The sequence below is a fragment of the Streptomyces sp. NPDC091279 genome, assembly GCF_044757465.1.
In the GTDB taxonomy this organism is placed as follows: domain Bacteria; phylum Actinomycetota; class Actinomycetes; order Streptomycetales; family Streptomycetaceae; genus Streptomyces.
Genome location: NZ_JBIVVA010000006.1, coordinates 113,385 through 134,000, shown reverse-complemented (window position 1 = coordinate 134,000; position 20,616 = coordinate 113,385). Strand labels below are relative to the sequence as shown.

16 protein-coding genes and 1 pseudogene are annotated in these 20,616 nt (G+C 72.4%); 5 read left to right on the top strand and 12 right to left on the bottom strand.

What is annotated here, in order from left to right:
- Positions 1 to 226: 226 nt before the first annotated feature.
- From ACIQOU_RS16825 to ACIQOU_RS16810, 4 genes are all read right to left on the bottom strand, one after another.
- Positions 227 to 1,411 carry an NAD(P)/FAD-dependent oxidoreductase gene (locus ACIQOU_RS16825; protein WP_401537473.1) on the bottom strand — a complete coding sequence of 395 codons (1,185 nt, stop codon included), beginning with the start codon at positions 1,409 to 1,411 and terminating at the stop codon, positions 227 to 229.
- Positions 1,408 to 1,602, bottom strand: a complete 195-nt coding sequence (locus ACIQOU_RS16820; RefSeq protein ID WP_401537472.1) for a ferredoxin — start codon at positions 1,600 to 1,602, stop codon at positions 1,408 to 1,410. The genes ACIQOU_RS16825 and ACIQOU_RS16820 overlap by 4 nt, the downstream gene beginning before the upstream one ends.
- 96 nt (positions 1,603 to 1,698) lie before the next feature.
- A complete protein-coding gene (locus ACIQOU_RS16815; protein WP_401537471.1) occupies positions 1,699 to 2,934 on the bottom strand; it encodes a cytochrome P450 in 1,236 nt (411 codons plus the stop codon).
- A gap of 451 nt (positions 2,935 to 3,385) precedes the next feature.
- On the bottom strand, positions 3,386 to 4,252 hold the full coding sequence (locus ACIQOU_RS16810) for an LLM class F420-dependent oxidoreductase (protein ID WP_401537470.1): 867 nt from the start codon (positions 4,250 to 4,252) through the stop codon (positions 3,386 to 3,388).
- Between the two features lie 266 nt (positions 4,253 to 4,518).
- On the opposite strand from ACIQOU_RS16810, the gene ACIQOU_RS16805 reads away from it, so the two are divergent.
- Together ACIQOU_RS16805 and ACIQOU_RS16800 are read left to right on the top strand one after the other, a co-directional pair.
- The gene (locus ACIQOU_RS16805; protein ID WP_401537469.1) at positions 4,519 to 6,033 is read left to right on the top strand and encodes a CehA/McbA family metallohydrolase; all 1,515 of its coding nucleotides are present in this window, start codon (positions 4,519 to 4,521) and stop codon (positions 6,031 to 6,033) included.
- 76 nt (positions 6,034 to 6,109) lie between these two features.
- Entirely contained in the window at positions 6,110 to 6,505 is a 396-nt protein-coding gene (locus ACIQOU_RS16800; protein WP_401537468.1) for a nitroreductase/quinone reductase family protein, read from the top strand.
- 150 nt (positions 6,506 to 6,655) lie between these two features.
- Here the strand turns inward: ACIQOU_RS16800 and ACIQOU_RS16795 are convergent, their stop codons facing one another.
- The 3 genes and pseudogenes from ACIQOU_RS16795 to ACIQOU_RS16785 all read right to left on the bottom strand — a co-directional run.
- On the bottom strand, positions 6,656 to 7,675 hold the full coding sequence (locus ACIQOU_RS16795) for a polyprenyl synthetase family protein (protein ID WP_401537467.1): 1,020 nt from the start codon (positions 7,673 to 7,675) through the stop codon (positions 6,656 to 6,658).
- Positions 7,676 to 7,990: 315 nt separating this feature from the next.
- Complete coding sequence (locus ACIQOU_RS16790) at positions 7,991 to 9,301, bottom strand: condensation domain-containing protein (protein ID WP_401537466.1); 1,311 nt, start codon at positions 9,299 to 9,301, stop codon at positions 7,991 to 7,993.
- A 196-nt stretch (positions 9,302 to 9,497) separates the two neighbouring features.
- A pseudogene (locus tag ACIQOU_RS16785) lies at positions 9,498 to 9,725 on the bottom strand (amidohydrolase); the annotation flags it as partial.
- Between the two features lie 166 nt (positions 9,726 to 9,891).
- Here ACIQOU_RS16785 and ACIQOU_RS16780 point away from each other — a divergent pair.
- Positions 9,892 to 12,864 (top strand): BTAD domain-containing putative transcriptional regulator, encoded by a 2,973-nt coding sequence (locus ACIQOU_RS16780; protein WP_401537465.1) that lies wholly within the window; start codon positions 9,892 to 9,894, stop codon positions 12,862 to 12,864.
- A 200-nt stretch (positions 12,865 to 13,064) separates the two neighbouring features.
- The gene (locus tag ACIQOU_RS16775) at positions 13,065 to 13,313 is read left to right on the top strand and encodes a hypothetical protein (RefSeq protein ID WP_401537464.1); all 249 of its coding nucleotides are present in this window, start codon (positions 13,065 to 13,067) and stop codon (positions 13,311 to 13,313) included.
- Between the two features lie 217 nt (positions 13,314 to 13,530).
- Here ACIQOU_RS16775 and ACIQOU_RS16770 read toward each other — a convergent pair whose 3' ends face one another.
- The 5 genes from ACIQOU_RS16770 to ACIQOU_RS16750 form a co-directional block, all read right to left on the bottom strand.
- Positions 13,531 to 14,154: a hypothetical protein gene (locus tag ACIQOU_RS16770; RefSeq protein WP_401537463.1), complete on the bottom strand. Its 624-nt coding sequence runs from the start codon at positions 14,152 to 14,154 to the stop codon at positions 13,531 to 13,533.
- 73 nt (positions 14,155 to 14,227) lie between these two features.
- On the bottom strand, positions 14,228 to 14,863 hold the full coding sequence (locus ACIQOU_RS16765) for a hypothetical protein (protein WP_401537462.1): 636 nt from the start codon (positions 14,861 to 14,863) through the stop codon (positions 14,228 to 14,230).
- Positions 14,864 to 15,057: 194 nt separating this feature from the next.
- Complete coding sequence (locus tag ACIQOU_RS16760) at positions 15,058 to 15,753, bottom strand: hypothetical protein (RefSeq protein WP_401537461.1); 696 nt, start codon at positions 15,751 to 15,753, stop codon at positions 15,058 to 15,060.
- Between the two features lie 508 nt (positions 15,754 to 16,261).
- Complete coding sequence (locus tag ACIQOU_RS16755) at positions 16,262 to 18,592, bottom strand: PQQ-binding-like beta-propeller repeat protein (protein WP_401537460.1); 2,331 nt, start codon at positions 18,590 to 18,592, stop codon at positions 16,262 to 16,264.
- Between the two features lie 181 nt (positions 18,593 to 18,773).
- Complete coding sequence (locus ACIQOU_RS16750) at positions 18,774 to 19,673, bottom strand: VOC family protein (protein ID WP_401537459.1); 900 nt, start codon at positions 19,671 to 19,673, stop codon at positions 18,774 to 18,776.
- Positions 19,674 to 19,807: 134 nt separating this feature from the next.
- On the opposite strand from ACIQOU_RS16750, the gene ACIQOU_RS16745 reads away from it, so the two are divergent.
- The gene (locus ACIQOU_RS16745; RefSeq protein WP_401537789.1) at positions 19,808 to 20,443 is read left to right on the top strand and encodes a TetR family transcriptional regulator; all 636 of its coding nucleotides are present in this window, start codon (positions 19,808 to 19,810) and stop codon (positions 20,441 to 20,443) included.
- Positions 20,444 to 20,616 lie beyond the last annotated feature (173 nt).

Below are 20,616 nucleotides of genomic sequence, written 5' to 3'. Positions count from 1 at the left end.
CGGGTGCGGTGTCGCGCCCGGTGTCCGCGCGCTGAGTGGAGGCAACGACGGTGCGGGCGGCGCCGGTCGAGAGGGCGCCGCGTCGGCCGTCGCGGGTGGGGGTGCCTCGGGGGGGGTGCCTCGGGGGGCGACGGCGGCCGGGGTCCTGGCCGGACCGCGGCCGCCGTTCGGGAGCGACCGCGGCCCGGTGCCGGGCACGGGGTCGACGCCGTTCACCGGCCCGGGGTCAGGACCCCGTGGCGGGGGCGGCCGGGCGCACGGCGGTGTCCCAGTCGGCGCCGGTGGCGATGGACTGGCGCCACTGCCGCAGCTGCCGGGGCGGCACGCCGACCGCGAGGGCGCCGGAGAGCCGGTCGCCGGTGCGGTACGCGGCGACGAACTTCCGCTCGGCCAGGTCCCCTTCCACGATCCGTACCTCGTCGTGGCCGCGCAGGTAGCCGTAGGCCTGGACCTTCATGTCGTACTGGTCGGACCAGAAGTACGGCACCGGCGCGAACGGCTTGCGCGCGTCCGGGTTGAGCAGGTTGCGGGCGGCGGCCATGCCCTGTTCGGCGGCGTTGGTGCGGTGCTCGATCCGCATCGAGGTGCCGAACAGCGGGTTGTACCAGCGGGCCACGTCACCGGCCGCGTACACGTTCCGCGCCGCCTCGCAGTACTCGTCGCACACGACACCGTCACCGACGGCGAGTCCGCTGCCCTCCAGCCACTCGGTGTTGGGCACCGAGCCGATGGCGATCAACACCTCGTCGGCCTCGACGAGTTCACCGTCGGCGAGCCGGACGCCGTTCTCGGTCACCTCGGCCACGGTGACACCGCAGCGCAGGTTGACGCCGCGTTCCAGGTGGGCGCGGGTCAGCACCTCACCGACGTCGGTGCCGACGGCGTGGGCCAGCGGCACCGGGGCGGGTTCGAGGAGCGTGACCTCGCAGCCCAGGCGCCAGGCGACGGCGGCGGCCTCGGCGCCGAGGAACCCGGCGCCGACGATCACCAGTCGGCTGCCCGGCGTCAACCGGTCCCGCAGCCGCAGGGCGTCGTCCAGGGTGCGCAGCACATGTCCGCCCGCCGAGGGCAGCCGGCGCGGCCGCACCCCGGTCGCGATGACGAGGCCGTCGTACGGCACCGAGGAACCGTCGGCCAGCTCGACCACCCGGTCGGTGAGGCTCAGGCCGGTCGCGGCCACGCCGAGCCGCAGGTCGAGGCCGAGCCCGGCCAGGTCGTCGGCGGTGCGCAGGGCGAGCTTCTCGGGCTCCCAGTCGGCGGCCAGCAACTGCTTGGACAGCGGCGGGCGGTCGTACGGGGCGAGCTGTTCGTCGCCGATGAGGGTGAGGGTGCCGTCGAAGCCCTCGCGGCGGGCCGTCTCGACCGCCGCGAGTCCGGCGGCCGAGGCGCCGACGACGACGATGTTCCTCATCCTTCGACCAGGCGGATCGCGGCGGCCGGGCAGACGGCGATGGCTTCCTTGACGTCGTCGAGCTGCTCGGCGGCGGGCGTCTCCTCCAGGAGGATCGCGATGCCGTCGTCGTCCTGGTCGAATATGTCCATCGCCGCGAGCACGCACTGTCCGGACGCGACGCACTTGTCGGCTTCGAGTTCCACCTTCATGGTCGGTCTCCTTTCTCCACGACGCGCGTCCGCACGCACGTCGTCACGCGGGTCTTCGGGTAGGGGGGCGGTGCGCCGGTGGGGGCCACCGGACGGTCACCAGGTGACGGGCAGTTCGTGGACGCCGTAGATGAACGCGTCGTTCTTGAAGCGGACGTCGTCGAGGGAGTCGGCGGCCAGCTTCAGCGTCGGGATGCGCTTGTACAGCGTGCTGTAGACGACCTGGAGTTCCATGCGGGCCAGCGGCTGGCCGAGGCACTGGTGGACGCCGAAGCCGAAGGCGACGTGGCGGCGGGCGTCGCGGGTGATGTCGAGGCGGTCGGGGTCCTCGAACACCTCGGGGTCACGGTTGCCGATCTCGTTGACCATGATGACGCCCTCGCCGGCCTTGATGACCTGGCCCGCGATCTCGATGTCCTCGGTCACCGCGCGGCGCCGGCCGAGGTGGGTGATGTGCAGGTAGCGCAGGAGCTCCTCGACGGCGGAGGCGACCAGCTTCGGGTCGTCGGACTCGCGCAACAGCTTCAGCTGGTCGGGGTTCTGGAGGAGGGCCAGCGTGCCGAGCGCGATCATGTTGGCGGTGGTCTCGTGACCCGCGATCAGCAGGAGCAACGCCATCTGCGTCGCTTCCTCGTGGGTCAGCTCACCGGCCGGGACGCGGGCGGCGATGCTGGAGATCAGGTCGTCCTTGGGATCGGCGATGCGCTTGCCGATGAGGGTGGCCAGGTAGCCCGCGACCTCGCGCGTGGCCACGCCCCGCTCCTGGGGGGTGGCGGTCGTGCGGACCATGGTCTTGGTGTTCTCCTGGAAGAACTCGTGCTCCTCGTAGGGCACGCCGAGGAGTTCGCAGATCACCAGCGAGGGGATCGGCAGCGCGAACGCGTCCACCAGGTCCAGCGGGCCGCCCTTGGCCAGCATGTCGTCGATCAGCTCGTCCACGATGCGCTGCACCGCGGGCCGCATGGCCTCGATCTTCTTCACGGCGAACGGCGCCGTCACCATCCGGCGCAGCCGGGCGTGCTCGGGGTCGTCCATCATGATGAAGCTGAGCTTGCCTTCGCCGCCCTCGGGGCTGGCCTTGGTCGGGTAGCCGGGCTGGTCGGTGTCGGCGCTGACCCGCGCGTCGCCCAGCAGGGCCCGCTGGTCGGCGTACCGGGTCACGAGCCAGGACTCGCTGCCGTCCCACAGCCGCACCTTGACCAGCGGCGCCTGGCTCTGGAGTTCCTTGAGCGCGGGCGGCGGGTCGAAGGGGCACCGGGACTCCCGGGCCATCGGGAACTCAGGAACGGTGCCGCCCGCTTCGGGGGCGGTACCGGTCAGGGTGTCAGCCATGGGCTCTCCTCGGTGGTGGGGCGGATCAGCCTCGATGAGCACATGCAAACACGGGAGTTTGACGCGGGCCGGTCAGTTTCCTGACAGAACCCTGACGTGGGGCAGATCACATTGCGGGCCCTCTGGGCACCTCTTCAACGCCGCCCACGGTGACGCCGGTCACGCCCCGGGGTGAGCTGCGGTGATGCGGGTCGCGGCGGGGGCGCGGGGTGCGGGACGCGGCGAGCTGCGGTGGCGCGGGGTGCGGCGGGGGCCGAAGGGACGAGGCGGGCGCGGCGGGCGACAGGGGGCAACCATACGCATGTACCCCTTACCCCCGTTAGACCGTCTAACTCGGCCGACACCCTCTCGCGGACGGGCCCCCACTCGCCAACGCGCCCACCCCTCACGTCCGTTAGACCCCCTAACCCCCGCCAGTACCCCCAACCCCCGCGAGTACCCCTAACCCCCGTTACACCGCGTCGCGGCCCCCGGGGAGGAACTCCGCGTAGGTGTCCAGGGACGTCAACGTCTCCTTCTCTCCCGTCGCCTCGATCGAGACGACGATCTCCTCGATGCCGAGGCCGGCATAGTGGTCGAGCTTCGCCCGGGTCGGCACGACGGCGAACGGGACGACCTGGAGGGCGCCCGGGTCGCGCCCCGCGTCCTCCCACGCCGCCCGCAGCACCGGCAGCGACTCCCCCAACCCGCCCCCACCGATCGGCAGCCACCCGTCCGCGTACGCGCTGATGTGGGCGAACATCTTCGGCCCCGCACCCCCGCCGATGAGCGTGCGCGGGCCGACCACCGGACCGCGCGGCGCCTGGACCGGCTTGGGGTACGCGAGGCTGGGCCGGACGCTGTTGAACTCGCCCTCGTAGCCGGTCGGTTGCTCGGTCCACAGGGCTTGCATCAGGGCGATCCGGTCCCGGACCAGTTCGCGTCGGGTACGCCAGACGACGCCGTGGTCGGCGGCCTCCTCGACGTTCCAGCCGTAGCCGACGCCGAGTGTGAAACGGCCGCCGGAGAGGTGGTCCAGGGTGGCGATCTGCTTGGCCAGGTCGATCGGGTCGTGCTGGGCGACCAGGGAGATGCCGGTACCGAGACCGAGCCGTTCCGTCACGGCGGCGGCCTGGCCGAGGGCGACCAACGGGTCGAGGGTGCGGCCCAGTTGGCGGGTCGGCTCGCCGCCCCCGGGGTAGGGGCTGGTCCGCTCGGTCGGGATGTGCGTGTGCTCGGGCAGGTAGAGCCCGGCGAAACCGCGCTGTTCCAGTTCCCGGGCGAGCCGGGTCGGGGGGATCGTCTCGTCGGTGAGGATGACCGTTACGGAGATACGCATGACTCTTCCCGTCCTCGGACAACGTGGCTGACTTGAGGGTGGCTCGACAGTCGCGACCGTCGCGACGGCTTCGGTGGCCTGGATCGCCTCGGTGACGTGGCTGGATCGACGCTACCTCCCGGGCTGGCGCTGTGACCTGCGTGAACGAGCCATATGCCGGGGGCGTCGGGCCGAAGAGGTGGGTGAACGGACGTGCGGGAAAGGTTTCGCTGGAATTCTCGGTCGGGGTGCTGGTGGCGTCCGCGCGTCTCCCCGATGGTGGCCGCATGGGTGAGGACAGCCACGACATCGGACGACGCGCGCTTCTCGTGACGGGCGCGGCGACCGCGCTCACCGTGGGCGGCGTGACCTTCGCCTCGGCCGCAGGGCAGGACCGGACGCCGCAGTCACGGACCATCCGGGGCACACTGCCCACCGGATCGCCGGACTACGTCTACGTGCCCGTCGAAGTGCCGCCCGGGGTCAGGGAGTTGAGCGTCTCCTACAGCTACGACCGGCCCACCGTCCCGACCGGTACCGCGGGCAACGCCCTCGACATCGGCCTCTTCGACGAGCGGGGCACCGGCCTCGGCGGCCGGGGCTTTCGGGGCTGGTCGGGCGGGGCGCGCACGGAGTTCTTCGTGCGCGCGGACGACGCGACGCCGGGCTATCTGCCGGGCCCGGTGCGGGCCGGTACCTGGCATGTCGCGCTGGGCCCCTACACCGTCGCCCCGCAGGGTCTGACGTACGAGGTGACGGTGACGTTGGCGTTCGGTGAGCCGGGCACCACCCCGACGCCGGTCCATCCGCCGGAGCGGGCCAGGGGGCGGGGGCGGGACTGGTACCGGGGGGACTGCCATCTGCACTCCTGGTACTCGGACGGCCGCCGCACCCCGGCCGAGATCGCGGCGCTGGCCCGCGCGGCCGGGCTCGACTTCCTCAACAGCTCCGACCACAACACGCACGCCGCGCATCCGCACTGGGCCGAGTCGGCCGGCGACGACCTGCTGATCCTGCTCGGTGAGGAGATCACCACCCGCAACGGTCATGTGGTGGCCCTCGGCACCGACCCGGGCACCTTCGTCGACTGGCGCTACCGGGCCCGCGACCACCGGTTCGGCGCCTACGCCCGGCAGATCCGGCGCTCCGGCGGCCTGGTCGTACCGGCCCACCCGCACGCGACGTGCGTGGGCTGCGGCTGGAAGTTCGGCTTCGGGGAGGCGGACGCGGTGGAGGTGTGGAACGGTCCCTACACCCCCGACGACGAGGTGACGCTCGCGGAGTGGGACAACCTCCTGGTCGCCGCCGTGCGCGGCGGGCGCGCGGACTGGCTCCCGGCGATGGGCAACAGTGACGCGCACCGCGATCCGGACGTGGTGGGGCTGCCGCAGACGGTGGTGCTCGCCGACGACCTGACCCGCGCGGCCATCCAGGACGGCATCCGCGCGGGCCGTTCCTATGTCGCGGAGAGCAAGGACGTCGCCCTGACGTTCACGGCGACCGGCGGCCGTGGCCTGCGCGCGGGCATCGGCGAACGGCTCCCGGTCGCGTCCGACGCCCCCCTCACCGTTCGCCTCGACGTGACCGGCGCACCGGGCTGCACGGCTCGGCTGGTCACCGACGAGGGGGTCCTGCTCACCGGCGCTCCGATCCCGTCCGACGGGGCGGGCTCGCTGGAGTGGCGGACGACGGCCGGGTACGCGGCGTATGTCCGGGCGGAGGTCAGGCACCAGCCGACGTCGCCTCAACTCCCGGGCGCCCTCGCGGCGTTCACCAACCCGATCTTCCTGGGCCGGGGCTGACGTTCCGGTTCTCCGGTCGACGCCGACGGGAATGCGCGGGACAGTGGGAGGCACCCTCACGTTCCCAGGAGATGCGATGTCCGGTCGAGCCGAACGCAAGTACCGGGCGGTCAGCGCGCTGCAACGCCGGGTCGTCAACCCGTTGCAGCGCCGGATGCCCGCCCAGACCCTGCTGGAGACGACCGGCCGCGCCTCGGGTCTGCCCCGGCGCACCCCGGTCGGCGGGCGCCGGGTGGGTGACGCGTTCTGGCTGGTGTCGGAGTTCGGGGAGCGCGCGCAGTACGTCCGCAACATCAAGGCCGACCCCCGGATCAGGGTCCGGCTGCGCGGCCGCTGGCACACCGGCACCGCCCACCTCCTCCCCGACGACGACCCCACCGTCCGCCTCCGCGCCCTGCCCCGCATGAACAGCGCGGTCGTCCGAGCCGTCGGCGCCCACCTCCTCACCATCCGCGTGGACCTCGACGACTGAGCCGGAGCCGTCGGACACGTCCGAACGTCGGTGCCGTCCGCCACGTTCGACGGCTGAACGTCGGTGTCGGCGGCCCGTGTTCGACGGCTGAACGGTGATACCGGCGGCCGTGTCGACCGGTCCCGGCGCCTGCTCCCGCGCTCCCCCCGCTCACCGTCCCCGGGACGTGATCGCGTGGGCGAGTTGGGTGAGGTGGTGGGCGCCGGTGGGGTCGGGGGCGGCGTCGGTGAGGGCGGCGAGCGCGGCGGTGCGCTGACGTTCGGCCTCCTCCTGTGCCCAGGCGCGGCCGCCCGCCCGTTCGATCAGGCGGGCCGCCTCCTCGATGTCGGGGTCGCCGAGGGCGCCGTTCTCGCGCCGGTACAGCTCGGCCAGTCGGCGGGCGTCGGGGCCGCCCGCCGCGAACGCCGCCACGACCGGGAGGGAGTTCTTGCGTCGGCGCAGGTCGGCGCCGACCGGTTTGCCGGACACCGCGCTGCGGCCCCAGATCCCGAGGAGGTCGTCGACGAGCTGGAAGGCGAGCCCCAGGTGGTGGCCGAACCGGCGCAGCGCGTCGGTCCGCCAGGGCTCCGCGCCCGCCACCAGGCCGCCCAGGGCGCAGGCGCTCGACAGCAGGGCGGCGGTCTTCCCGGCCGCCATCGTCAGGCACTCCTGAAGGCTCACGTCGGTACGGCGTTCGAAGGCGAGGTCGGCGCCCTGGCCCGCGACCAGACAGAGCAGGGTGGCGCACAGTTCGCTCAGCAGCGCCGGTTCGCCGGCCAGGGTCTGCATCGCGACGACGAGGAGCGCGTCGCCGGTGAGGACGGCCTGCGGGTCACCGAAGAGCGCCCAGACCGTGGGGCGGCCGCGGCGCAGGGCGTCCCGGTCCATGAGGTCGTCGTGGATCAGGGTGAAGTTGTGGACGAGTTCGACACCGGCCGCCGCCGACGCGGCCCGCTCCGGTGCTGCTCCCATGGCCCGCGCGGCGGCGAGGACGAGGCCGGGGCGGATGCCCTTGCCCCAGTCGCCGGTGGCCGGGTGGCGCTTGTGGGCACGCCAGCCGAAGTGGAACTCCGCGACCGAACGGGTGGGCTGCGGAAGCCGGTTGACGGCTTCGCGCAGGGCGGGTTCGGTGAGGTCGCGCGCCTGGGCCAGCAACTCCCGGACGTTCTGTTCCTGGCCGACGGCGGTCACCGGTGCGCCTCCGTCATCATTACGCGGGCCTGCCGTACCAGTGGGCCGGTCATGGGCGGTCCCGGAAGGGGTGGGGGGCGACCGGGAAATGCGGGAGGAGGAACCCGCCCTCGCTCCCGGAATTCAAGGGTTCGCGCACGCGAAATTCCATGGAATTTAACTTCTCCTTTGACCGTTCGGGAGCCGTCGGGTGAAATCCGCCGGGCCTCGCCCGGATGTCCGGCGACGAGGTCGGTGGAATGGTTTCGGGATTCTGGTCGACCCGGCTCTCACGGACCGCCGCCCCCGCCGAGGACCCTTACGGGTCGGTGTCCGTCACAGGCCCTGTTCGGCCCAGGTCGTCAGGGTGTCCCGGAGGCCGCCCCTGATCTCCTCGATCTGTTCGTCGCTGAAACAGTCGGGGCCGTAGGCGAGTTCGACGGCGAGGTGGCCCTCGAAGGCGAGGACGAGGGCGGTCAGGCCGCCCCGGCCGGTCTCCGGGTAGTACTGGTCGAACGCGAAGACCGTGCGCAGGTCGGTCAGGCGCAGCCCGGCGGGCAGGCGCGGCGCGGGGTAGGCGTGCAGGCTGCTGAGCAGGACCGTCGACGTCATGAGTTCGGGGTGGTCGGCGAGGTGTTCGAGGAGCCTCGCCTGGTAGACGTGTTCGCCCCGGTGGATGAATCCGCGCAGGTCGTCACCGATGGTCTGGGCCAGCTCCACCGGGTCGGAGTCCCGGTCCACGGTGACCAGGCAGGTGTGCGGGGCGACGGCGACGACCAGGGCGTCAGCGGTGGTCGTGGGGCGCAGTCGGCCGCGCAGGTCGACCGGGGACGACAGGGCCAGCGTCAACGGCCCCGCGTCCCGGTCGAGGCGGCGCCTGACGGTGAGCAGCAGGGCCGCGCCGATCAGGCTGTGCGACGACACCCCGGCCTCCCGGGCCCGCCGCAACAGGGCGGCGGCGACGCCGGGTTGGAGCAGGACCCGGGAGGCCTGGACGGTGGCCGGGGGGCTGCCGGTGGGCCGTGCCTCGTAGGGGAGCATGGCGACGGGTTGCCGACGGATCTGTTCGACCAGGCGGGTCCGGTAGCCGTCGATGTCCTCGGGGCGGCTCGGTGGCAGCAGCCGGGACAGGGACGGGGACAGGGGCTGCGGCGGGGGCACCGTGACGCGGCCGCCGCCGGCGAGTTGGCCGTAGGTCTCCCAGACGTCGGCGTGCAGGGCGTACAGGCTGCGGCCGTCGCAGATGACGTGGTCCGCGCTCAGCACGAGGAGGTGCCGGCGGCCGTCGCTCAGCAGGACGGCCCGCACGAGGGGCCCGCCGACCGGCATCGGCGTGTTCCGTTCCTCCTCGGCCTGCGCGAAGCCGCCGGGGCGCACGGTGAGGACGGGCAGTTCGGCCGGGTCGAGCGGGCGGAAGACGGGGCGTCCGTCCTGGGTGTCGATGCGGCAGCGCAGCGCGGCGTGCTGGGCCACCCGGGCGGTGAACGCCCAGGCGAGAAGCCCCTTGTCCACGTCGCCCTCGACGACCGCCGTCACGACGATCCGGTCCCGGACCGCCAGATACAGCGACTCCAGGGGACACAGTGCGCGGGATTCCCCGTCCTCGGAATCCGGGGACATCGTCATCGGGCTGTCGAAATCATTCATTTCTTTCCTGCCATTGCTCGCGCTTTCTTCGCGCTACGGGCGCAAGACCGGCGCCGGAATCACGGGCTTCGCACAAAGGGACCCTCGCGGAGGTACTTGCGCCAGTGAATCAGAGTGGAGAAACGGAATAGATCACGCCAGCCCCGAACAGGGGTTTCTAGGGGGCCTAGGGGGTCCCCTGCCGCCCGGGCGGATGGTCCCCGGCCGGGCCCGGATCACCCGGCTCGCCCCTGACTGGCTTGAAATGGCCGCCCAGGAAGGACATTTCCCTCAACGCGGTCCGGACGAGGGGCGGCCTGGCGCCCTGGTACTTCTTCGGCAACCGGTTCTGTCATACCTTCGGGGGCTCCACCGTGTGGTCGTCCACCGAGATGATCAGCGGAAACGAGGATTCGGTGCCCATGGCGGCCACCGTGACACCCATCTGATGGTCCGTCAGCAGACTGTGGGGCGGCGCCCTGGGGCGAAGAGCATGTGAGGGGTTTGTGACATCCCGCGAGCCGACGCGTGATTGCACCCTCCGGAGCTGACGCAGATGGCGTGAACAAGGCAAACTGACAGGGTTGGTCACAGGGTTGAGGGGGACGGCGATGGACGTACCGCGGGAGCCGGAGGCGCCGCGCGCGCCGGAGCAGCGGCACCCCGAGACACCGGCCGCGACCCTGGCACTCGGCTTCGGCGTGCTCGGCCCGGTCCGCGCCTGGCGGGGCGGCGCGCCCCTCGCCACCGGCTCCCCGCAGCAACGCGCGCTGCTGGCCGCCCTGTTGCTGCGCGAGGGCCGCACCGCGACCTCCGCCGAACTGATCGACGCGCTGTGGGCCGACGCCCCGCCCTCGCAGGCGTTGGCCGCGGTGCGCACGTACGCGTCCCGGCTGCGCAAGGTGCTCGGCCCCGAGGTGCTGGTCAGCGAGTCCGGCGGGTACGCCGTACGCGGACTCGGCGACGGCGCCCTCGATGTCACCATCGCGCAGGATCTGTCCGCCGAGGCGGAGAAGGCCCGCACCGCGGGTGACTTAGCGCTGGCCCGGGACGCGCTGGGCCGGGCGCTGGCCCTGTGGGACGGCGAGGCGCTGGCCGGGGTGCCGGGCCCGTACGCGGAGGCGCAGCGGGTCCGCCTGGAGGAGTGGCGCCTCCAACTCCTCGAAACCCGCCTGGACATGGACCTGGAGCAGGGCTGCCACGCCGAGTCCGTCTCGGAGTTGACCGCGCTCACCGCCGAACACCCCTTGCGGGAGCGGCCGCGTGAGCTGCTGATGCTGGCCCTGTACCGCAGCGGGCGGCAGGCCGAGGCGCTCGCCGTGTACGCCGACACGCGCCGCCTGCTCGCCGACGAGCTGGGCGTCGACCCGCGCCCCGGCCTCAAGGATCTCCAGCAGCGCATCCTGCGCGCCGATCCCGACCTCGCCGAACCGCCCGCCCCGACCCCGGCGCCGATATCCGCGCCGCCCCGGCGGCCCGCGCAACTCCCGGCGACGGTGCCCGACTTCACCGGGCGGGCGGGGTTCGTCGCCGAGCTGAGCGAGGTGCTCACGTCGGTGGAGGGCCGGGTGATGGCGGTCTCCGCGGTCGCGGGCATCGGCGGCGTCGGCAAGACGACCCTCGCCGTGCACGTCGCCCACCAGGCGCGGGCCGCGTTCCCCGACGGACAGCTCTACGTCGATCTCCAGGGCGCCGGGCCGCGTCCCGCCGACCCGGAGACGGTCCTCGGCTCCTTCCTGCGCGCCCTGGGCACCAGCGAGTCCGCGATCCCCGCCTCCCTGGAGGACCGGGCCGCCCTGTACCGCTCGGCCCTGGACGGGCGCCGGGTCCTGGTGTTCCTGGACAACGCCCGGGACGCCGCCCAGGTGCGCCCGCTGCTGCCCGGCACGGAGGGCTGCGCCGCGCTGGTCACCTCCCGGGTGCGGATGCTCGACCTCGCCGGTGCGCACTCGGTCGACCTGGACGTGATGGCCCCCGACGAGGCGCTGTCGCTGTTCACGAAGATCGTCGGCGCCGAGCGGGTCGCCGCCGAGCGGGAGGCGGCCCTCGATGTCGTCGCGGCCTGCGGTTTCCTGCCGTTGGCGATCCGGATAGCGGCGTCCCGGCTGGCGAGCAGGCGGACCTGGACGGTCTCCGTGCTGGCCGCGAAGCTCGCCGACGAACGCCGCCGCCTCGACGAGTTGCAGGCCGGTGACCTCGCGGTCAAGGCGACGTTCGAGCTGGGCTACGGGCAGCTGGAACCGGCGCAGGCCCGCGCGTTCCGGCTGCTCGGGCTTGCCGACGGTCCCGATCTGTCGCTGGCCGCGGCCGCCGCCGTTCTCGATCTGCCGGTGGCGGAGACCGAGGATCTGCTCGAAGCCCTCGTCGACACCTCGCTGTTGGAGTCGGCGGCGCCCGGCCGGTACCGGTTCCACGATCTGGTGCGGCTGTACGCGCGGTCCTGCGCGGAGCGGGACGAGTGGCCGCCCACCGAGCCCGACGCGGCGCTCTCCCGGCTGCTCGACTTCTACCTGTCCGGCGCGGTCGCCGTGTACGCGATCGAGCGGCCAGGCGACGCGCTGGTGGACCATCTGGCGCCCGCCGCGCACCCCGGGTTCGCGTTCGCCGACCGGCACGCGGCGCAGGACTGGCTGTACGCGGAGGCGATCTGTCTGCTGGCGTGCGTGCGGCAGGCCGCCGCCCGGCCGCAGGACCTGGCCCGCGCGATCGACCTGCTGTGGGCGGCGCACGACCTGTCCGAGTCGGGGGCGAACGCGCGGGCGTACGAGGCGACGGCGGAGGCGCTCCTCGAATCCGCGCGCCTGAGAAGCGACCCGCGCGCCGAGGCCCGCGCCCTGGTCACCCTCGTCACCGTGCACCACGTCAGCGGCCGGTTCCAGCAGGCCGACCGGGAGGCGGAGCGGGCGGCGCGGCTCGCGCTGGCGGCGGACGACCTGCTGCCGGTGTGCTGGACCCGCAACGCGCGCGGCGTCATCGCCCTCTACCAGAACCGGCACGACGACGGCGAGGAGCACCTGTCCGCCGCGATCGAGCACTTCCGCACCCTCGGCGACCGACCCGGCGAGGCCAGCTCCCTGTGCAACCTCTCCCGCATCCACCTCGCCACCGGCCGCACCACGAGCGCGGTCGCCCTGGCCCGGCAGGGCATCGCCATCTACGACGCCATGGACAACGCCCTGCGCGGCGCCAACGGCCGGTACGCGCTGGGCCTCGCGCTCACCCAGAGCGGCGAGTTGACGGCGGCGACGGAACGGCTGCGGGAGGCCCTCGCGGTGTTCCGGGACAGCCGGCAGCGGCTGTGGGAGGGCATGAGCCTGTTCCGGCTTGCGGAGGTCGACCTCGCCGCCCGGCGTCCCGCGCAGGCCGCGGCCAACGCGGAGTTGGCCCTGTCGGTGCTGCGCGGCCTGGGCGGCGAGTGGCGGCGCGGCAACGTCCTGACGGTCCTCGGGCGGGCCCTGGCCCGGATCGGCCAGACCGGCCGCGCCCAGGTGTGCTGGCAGGAAGCGGCCCTGATCTACGAGGAGTTGGGGTCGCCGGAGCTGGCCGAGGTGCGCGAGCTGCTGGCTCCCGCACAGGCCGCCTGACGGCGCTCGCCGCCGCCGTTCATCATTCGTTTATGCACGTGAGCGATGCTGTACGCAGATGGTCCGTCGCGTCGGGGGGCAGACAGACCACCGCAGGGGCCTCACGGCCCGGAAGAGCCGTCTGGTCACCCCCGGGGGAGTGACCAGGCGGTCTCTGTCCACCGGCCCCCTTGTACGACGTGGAAGGGGAGTTGAGACCTATGAGCAGGACGGTCAGGCCCGAGGACTCGCACATCACCACCGGGCCCGCGACGACGCGGGACGCCGACGCCGACACCTTCGAGGACATCGTGACGAGGGGCGACATCCACGCCACGACCGAACCGGCCGCCCTCGGCCTGCACGCCACGGCCGAGCCGCCGAAGCTCACCGAGGTCGCCGCCACCGAGCCGGACACGGAGATCAAGGACATCCACGCCACCACGGATTCCTTCAAGCCGGCCCACTGACCCTCGCGGAACCGCTCGCCGGGGGACGGGCGAAGGGAAAGGCTCGCCGGGGGACGAGCCACGGGGGAACAGCTCGCCGGGGGGGCGAGCAACGGGGGTCGCCCGCCGGGGGACGGGCGATGGGGGGTCGCTCGCCGGGGGGCGAGCGACAGAGGGGCGGGAGATCGATTCCCGCCCCTCGGTTGGCTGTCGAGGATCTCGCAAGGTGAGGTCGGGGTCAGGTGTCGAGCGGGGCCCGCTCTTCGACGACGCAGTGGGCGAGGTCCTCGACGACGTACGCCTCGGCCCGTACCCGCCCCGTCGCCGTGCCCTTCGCGGACACGGTGACGTCGACGGAGACGTAGTCGAGCTGCCGGCCGCCCTTGTCCTCGAAGGAGACCCAGGCCTCGAAGGTGCCCCTGCGCCCGTTCGGGTTGCTGACCTCGACGGTGGTGTAGGGCTCGGCCGCGGTGGCGCACCGCACCAGCCTGGCCGTGCCGTCCCGCGAGAGCGACGCGTTGCCGCCGCTCGCCGAGGAACTGGGCGTGGCACGGTACCCGGGCCGACGGACCGGGCCGCTCCCGCTGCCGTCACCGTCGTTGCTCTCATCGTCGTCGTAGGCGCTGTCGGAGCCACCGGAGCCACCCGTAGTACTTGAGGCGCCCGTAGTACCCGAGCCACCCGTAGTACCTGAGCCGGATGAGCTGTCGTGGTCCTGGCTGGAGCTGCTGCACCCGCCGCCGCTGCCACTGCTGCCGTGGCGGCTGGTGGTGTGGTGGCGGCCGGTCGAGAACCCGGACAACGCCAGGACCACCAGCCCGATGACCGCCGTGAACCTGATCGTGCTTCCCCGTACATGCATACCGGCAACCCTAGTGAGCGCCTGTCACGGCCATGTCACCGTGCCCCGACCGCCACAGAGGCTTCACAGCGGCTCACTTCTTGGTGGGGAGCTTCGCCGTGAGGGTGCGGGCGACCTTGACGACCGGGTCGTTCGTCGCGGTGGGCGGGGTCGTCGGGGTGGCGGACGTCTTCGCGAGGGTCAGGACCCAGTTGCGGGTGCCCGCGTTCCACACCACGAACGTGATGCTCTGCCGGGCCTGTGTCTGGTACGCGGTCTCGCGGAACGCCTGGGTGCCGAGGCCGCTCACCGGGTCGACCAGCACCTTGCTCATCCCGGCGGCGGCGGGGTGGGCGCTCAGATCGTGGGCGGCGGAGAGTTCGGCGGCGTAGGTGCGGGTGGCCGGGGTGAGGGACAGCGTGGCCGTGCCGTCGGGGGCGCTGTAGTCGCAGACGTCGGGCGCGGTGCCCTTGTTGGGCTGGACGCGGGCCGTGAGGCGGGCGGTGGGGACGAGGGTGCGGGCGACGCCGGTGGTCAGGACGGTGCAGAGTTCCGAGGGCGGCAGCGTCTTCACCGAGGGCGTGGGGCTCGGGCTCGCGGCGGGCGCGCTGGTCCCGGCGGTGGCCGAGGCCGTGGCGTGGGTGGAGCTGTCGCAGCCGGCCAGCAGGCCGAGGGCGAGCGCCGCGAGCGAACCTGCGGCGGCGGCACGGAGGGAACGGCGCACCATCATGGGATCAAGTCCTGGGGGTGGGGGCGGTACGGAGGAACGAGGGGGACGCTGAGGCATCCCGGTGGTCAGCGGGATGCCTCAGCGCGCTGGTCACGACCGGACGGGATCACGACCGGAGGAGGCCAAGTCGGACGGAGTCACGGTCGGACCAGATCATGACGGCTGGGGGGTGCCGCCGTCATGAGCTGATGGCGTCAGTTGGTCCAGACGTTGTACGTGCCGTAGTCGCTGACGCGGAGGTTGGTCGCCCAGCTGCCCCAGCGCTCGTTGGGGGACCAGGTGTACTCGTAGGCCTTGCCGTTCGGGTTGGTCGAGTTGACCAGGCAGCGCGAACCGTTGCTGTGGTAGATGCCCTGGTAGACACCCGACGTCCAGCGGCGCTCGACGACCTGGATCGGCTGGGCGAACTGGCCCGGGCTCAGGTTGGTGGTGAAGGTGAACGACGTGGTGGTGGAGCCGCTCTGGTTGTACGACGGGGTGAGGCTCGCCAGGTCGTTGCCGATGACGGGGATCGGGACCTTGACGCTGAGACCGGCGGACCACTGCCAGCCGGTGGTCTTCGCCTGCTGCCAGGCGTAGGAGCAGCTGGGAACGTTCCACGGGCACTGGAACGTCGGGCCGCGCCAGATCCAGTCCTGCCAGGTCTTGCTGGCCTGCTGGAGGCTCACCGACGTGGTCTGGTGGTCGGTGGACCAGTTTCCGGCCATGTCGTGGGAGGAGTTCTCCGAGTTGCCCAGGCACTCCTGGCTGTCGGCCGAGGCGATGCCGGGGGACGCCAGCAGCACCATCGGGGCCAGGGCCAGCGTGGCCAGCCCCATCCACTTCCTGCTCTTCTTCTTCCGTGCGACCACGGAGTCCCCACCACTGCCCGTGCCGGCGTTGACCGTCACTGTGTTCTCCTCATGTGCGTTCGGCGCTGGTGCCGAATCCGAGTGAAGCGCGCCGGCAGTGTGCGCCCGGCGTCTGGAACCGAGATTCGCCGCACAGGAGTTGTTCAGGAACTCGCTCCCCCACCGGAATCAATTACTTGACCCGCCGCTGGGACGTCGTTCAACAACCACTCACCAGGCCGTTGCCGACGGACAGCCATCTGCCGGCTCCGTTCACCCGCACGTCACCCGGACGTATCCCACCGGTCGGCGGCGAACATGGCGGGAATCAATCGGCGGGGGAGGTTTCACCGGGAAACAACGAGAACGGGGAGACCCAACGGGGGCGGGAGAGCAACGGGGAGCGCGGGGAGCGCGGCTGCGGGGCAACGGCGAGGCGCCCGGCCGGGGATTCCCGACCGGGCGCCTCGGACCCGGGTCACCCCGAGCCGTTGAACCGTCATGTCCCTGGGTGCCGTCGCCCCAGGGCTGCCGTCACTCCAACTGTGCCGTCGCTCCAGTTGTGCCGTCAGGCCGTGCGGGCCGTTCCGGTGCCCTTCTCCGCGTCCAGGGCGTACACGCAGCGGTCCTTGCTGCACGCGTAGACGACGCCGTCGCGGACGACCGGGGAGCCGGTGATCTCGCCGCCGGTGGCGAGTTTCCAGCGCAGCCGGCCGTCGTCGGCCTTCAGGGTGTAGAGGAGGTGGTCGGTGGAGCCGAAGTGGATACGGCCCTCGGCGACCGTGGGGGCGCCCACGATGTCGCCGCCCGCCTGGAACCGCCATTTGGGGGTGCCCGTGACCGCGTCCAGCGTGTAGAGGCCCTTGCCGCTGCCGACGTGGACGTGTCCGGCGGCGACCAGGACGGGGTCGATGGAGGCGCGGGACTCGGTGGCGATGCGCCAGCGGTCACGTCCGTCGGCGGCGTCGAGGGCGTAGACGGTGCCGAGGTAGTCGGCGAGGTAGACGCCACCGCCGGTGACGGCGGGCCCGGGCACGAAGGCGGGCGGCGACAGGAACGCGGCCGGTGCCTCGAAGTGCCACTTCACCTGGCCGCTCGCCACGTCGAGGGCGAGGACGCGGGTGCCGGCGGAGAGATAGACGTATCCGTCGGGCGCGTGGGTGAGGCGGATCGGTACGCCGCCGCAGGAACCGGCGTCGCCGACGGGGTAGGACCAGCGTTCGTCGCCGGTGCGGGCGTCGAGGGCGCGCAGCCGGGCGTCCTGCCAGACGTAGACGGTGCCCTCGTGGACGGCGGGCCCGGCCTCGGGCGACTCGAAGTCGGTCTGGCAGCCGGTGATCTCCCACAGCTTCTGCCCGCTGGAGGCCTCCCAGGCCTGGACGCCGCCGCCCCGGCTGCCGGTGACGACGGTGCCCCGGTCGGCCTGGAGCGAGTACACCCACGCGTCGGTGGACAGCCGCCACAGGTCGGCGCCCTCGCGGGCCTCCAGAGCGAACAGGGTCGGCCCGTCGGAGGCGTGGATGCGCCCGTCGGCGACGGCCATGGACCAGGCGACGTCCCGGGTCTTGAAACGGCGGCGGCCGGTCGCCACGTCCAGGGCGTGCACCTCGAAGGAGGTGACGTAGACGAGGTCGCCGTCGACGGAGGGGGTGCCCCAGACGTCGTTGGACATCCGGAACCGCCAGGGGCGCCAGCCGTTCGGGGTCTCCGGGGGCAACGGCGGAGGTACGGGGACGACGGGGTCGGCGCCGTTGATTCCGGTCCGGGGTTTCGCCCAGGAGCCGGAGAGGGCGGACTCGGGGGGCGGGGCCTTGACGGCGGCGGCGCGGACGTCGGTGACGCGGGGACCCGGGCCGATCGGGACCTGGGCGCCGGCCAGCCGGACCGGGCCGACATCCGGGGCGCCGACCGGCAGCGGGGGCGCCGGGATCACCGGGTCGTGGGAGGGCGGCGGCGGGATGGGGAGGGGGCGTGCGCCCGCGGGGCCCGGTTTCAGCGCGGGCCGGCCGCCTCGGCGGGCCTCGATGAGGGCGACGGCGCTCTCCGGCAGCCACGCGGACGCCGTTCCGCTGTCGTCGGAGCCGGAGCCGTACAGGTGCGGGGCCAGCTGGGACTGGAGGTCGGCGGGGCCGGGGCGGCCGGTGGCCTCCATCTGCATGCAGGAGTCGATCAGCGGGCGCAGCTCGTCGGGCAGGCCCTCCAGGTCGGGTTCCTCGCGCAGCAGCATGAAGACGGTCTCGACCGGGTTGGCGCCGTGGAAGGGCGGGTGCCCGGTGGCGGCGAAGACCAGCATCGAGCCGAGCGAGAAGACATCGCTTGCGCCGGTGACGCTGCGGGAGTCCTTGGCCTGCTCCGGGGACATGTAGGCGGGGGTGCCGACGGCGACGTTCGTCATGGTCAAACGGGTGTTCGAGACGCCGGAGGCGATGCCGAAGTCGATGACGCGGGGGCCGTCCTCGACGACGAGGACGTTGGACGGCTTGAGGTCGCGGTGGACCAGGCCCGCGCCGTGGATGGACTGGAGGGCCTCGGCGACCCCGGCGGCGAGCCAGCGCACGGCCTGCGCGGGCAGCGGCCCGCACTCGTTCACTATCTCTTCGAGCGACGGCGCCGGAACGTACGCGGTGGCCAGCCAGGGCACGGCCGCGCGGGGATCGGCGTCGACGACGGCCGCCGTGTAGAACCCGGAGACCGCCCGCGCCGCCTCCACCTCGCGGGTGAAGCGGACGCGGAAGAGCTGGTCCTCGGCGAGTTCCGTACGGACCGTCTTGATCGCCACGCGCCGCCCGGACGCCGAGCGCGCGAGATAGACCAGCCCCATGCCGCCCGCACCCAGCCGTCCCAGCACCTCGAACGGCCCGATCCGTCGCGGATCGTGCTGCGTCAGCTGATCCACCACTTGCCTGCCACCTCCCCGTACGGGTCACGCCACCGACTCTTGGGCGCGACCCCGTGCAGCGTCTCACCACCGCACCGCCCTGGGCGGCACGCACCCTTGATTGTTCCTGTCCGGGCCACAGGTTGCGAACCCGGGCATGAATGTGGGTGCCTCCACCCATATCAAGACAAAGAAGGACTGGTCAGCGCTGCAACAGGGCGAAGGACGCCCCTTGATTGTCGATGACGACCGCCACTTTTCCGTACGACGTCTCGAACGGTGGCACCTGGACCCGGCCGCCGAGCCGGACGACGGTGCCGAGGGCGGCCTCGCAGTGGGCCACCTGGAAGTGGACGAGGAAGTGGGGCGGCATCTCGGCGACGAAGACGTCGTGAACGGCGGCCCGCCCGAAGTCGGGGGCGGCACCGGGGCCGAAGAGGGCGTCGTGAAAAAGGCCACCGTAGAAGTCGTTGACGATCTCGGTGTCGCGGGCGTACAGCTCGGCCCAGGCGAAGGTGCCGTTCTCGTGCCGCCGCCCGAACCCGGGGTGCAGGTCCGGCTGCCACAGCCCGAAAACGGCGCCCTCGGGGTCGGTGACCAGGGCGGTGGTCCCCAGCCTTGCGACCGGCACGGGCGCGGTGACGACCTGGCCGCCGGCCGCCCAGACCCGGTCGGCGAGGGATTCCGCGTCCGGGGTGGCGAAGTACACGGTCCAGACGGTGGGCATCCGTCCGTCGGTCTTGCGCGCGAGCGCGGCGACGGGCTCCCCGCCGAGCCGGGCCCAGACGGTGTCCCCGGGAGCCACGGCCTTCCCCCGCGCCACGTCCCCGGGCCCGACACCCGCCCCGTACCACCCGGAGGACCCGTAGTACTCCGGACGCCCACCCGGAGAGGAGGACTCGGGGTCACCCTGAGCCCCGCCCTCGGGGGGTTCGGGGTCGCCCGGAGCGTCGGGTCCGGGGGCGTCGCCCTGGGGTTCGCCCTCGAACGTCCACCCGAACAGCTCACCGTAGAACCGCTTGCCCGCCGCGAGGTCGGGAAGCTGCGCGTCCACCCAGCAGGGGACGCCCTCTCCGTACGCGGATGCCCTGTTTTCGGCCATAGCGCCAAAGTAACGGCGACGAGCGCAGCCCGCAGACCAGGCACGGTGGCCTCGAAGGCCTCATGCACCCCATTTGCAGTCGGCCGAATCGCGCTCCGATCTACCGTCGGTAAGCTGACGGCATGACAGGACAAGTGCGTACCGTCGACGGCCGCGTGGCCGGCCGACGTGGGCAGGCGACCCGGCAGAAGCTGCTCGACTGCCTCAGCGAGATGCTCAGCTCCTCCCCCTACCGGGACGTCAAGGTCATCGATGTCGCCCGGAAGGCGGGGACTTCACCCGCGACCTTCTACCAGTACTTCCCGGACGTCGAGGGTGCCGTCCTGGAGATCGCCGATCACATGGCCGCCGAGGGCGCCGAGTTGACCCAGCTACTCGCGGGGCGCAGCTGGGTGGGCAAGGCCGGTTGGCAGACCGCGCAGGAACTCGTGGACGGTTTCCTGGAGTTCTGGCGGCGTAACGAGGCGTTGCTCAGGGTGGTCGATCTCGGCGCCGCCGAGGGAGACAAACGGTTCTACAAGATCCGGATGAAGATCCTGAACTCCGTCAACACCTCATTGTCGGACTCCATCGCGGAGTTGCAGGCGAAGGGGCGGATCGACAAGGACGTGAGTCCGGCGGCGGTCGCCGGTTCACTGGTCGCGATGCTCGCGGCGGTCGCCTCGCACCAGAAGGGATTCCAGAGCTGGGGAGTGAAGCAGGCCGAACTCAAGCCGAACCTGGCGCTGTTGGTCCACTTGGGCGTGACCGGAAAGAAGCCGACGAAGTAGCCGTCGACCCAAGTCCTGTCTGGCAGGCGGCGACAGCCCCGGGGAGGGGCCGCCGCCTGCCGCCATGTCCGGACCCGAAGACCGGCTGACTCGTGCCGCTGCCCCACGGTTGCCCGGGGGTACCTTGCGGCCGGGACCGCGGCCCTTTTCCCCTGGAAGGAAAGCCGACCGAG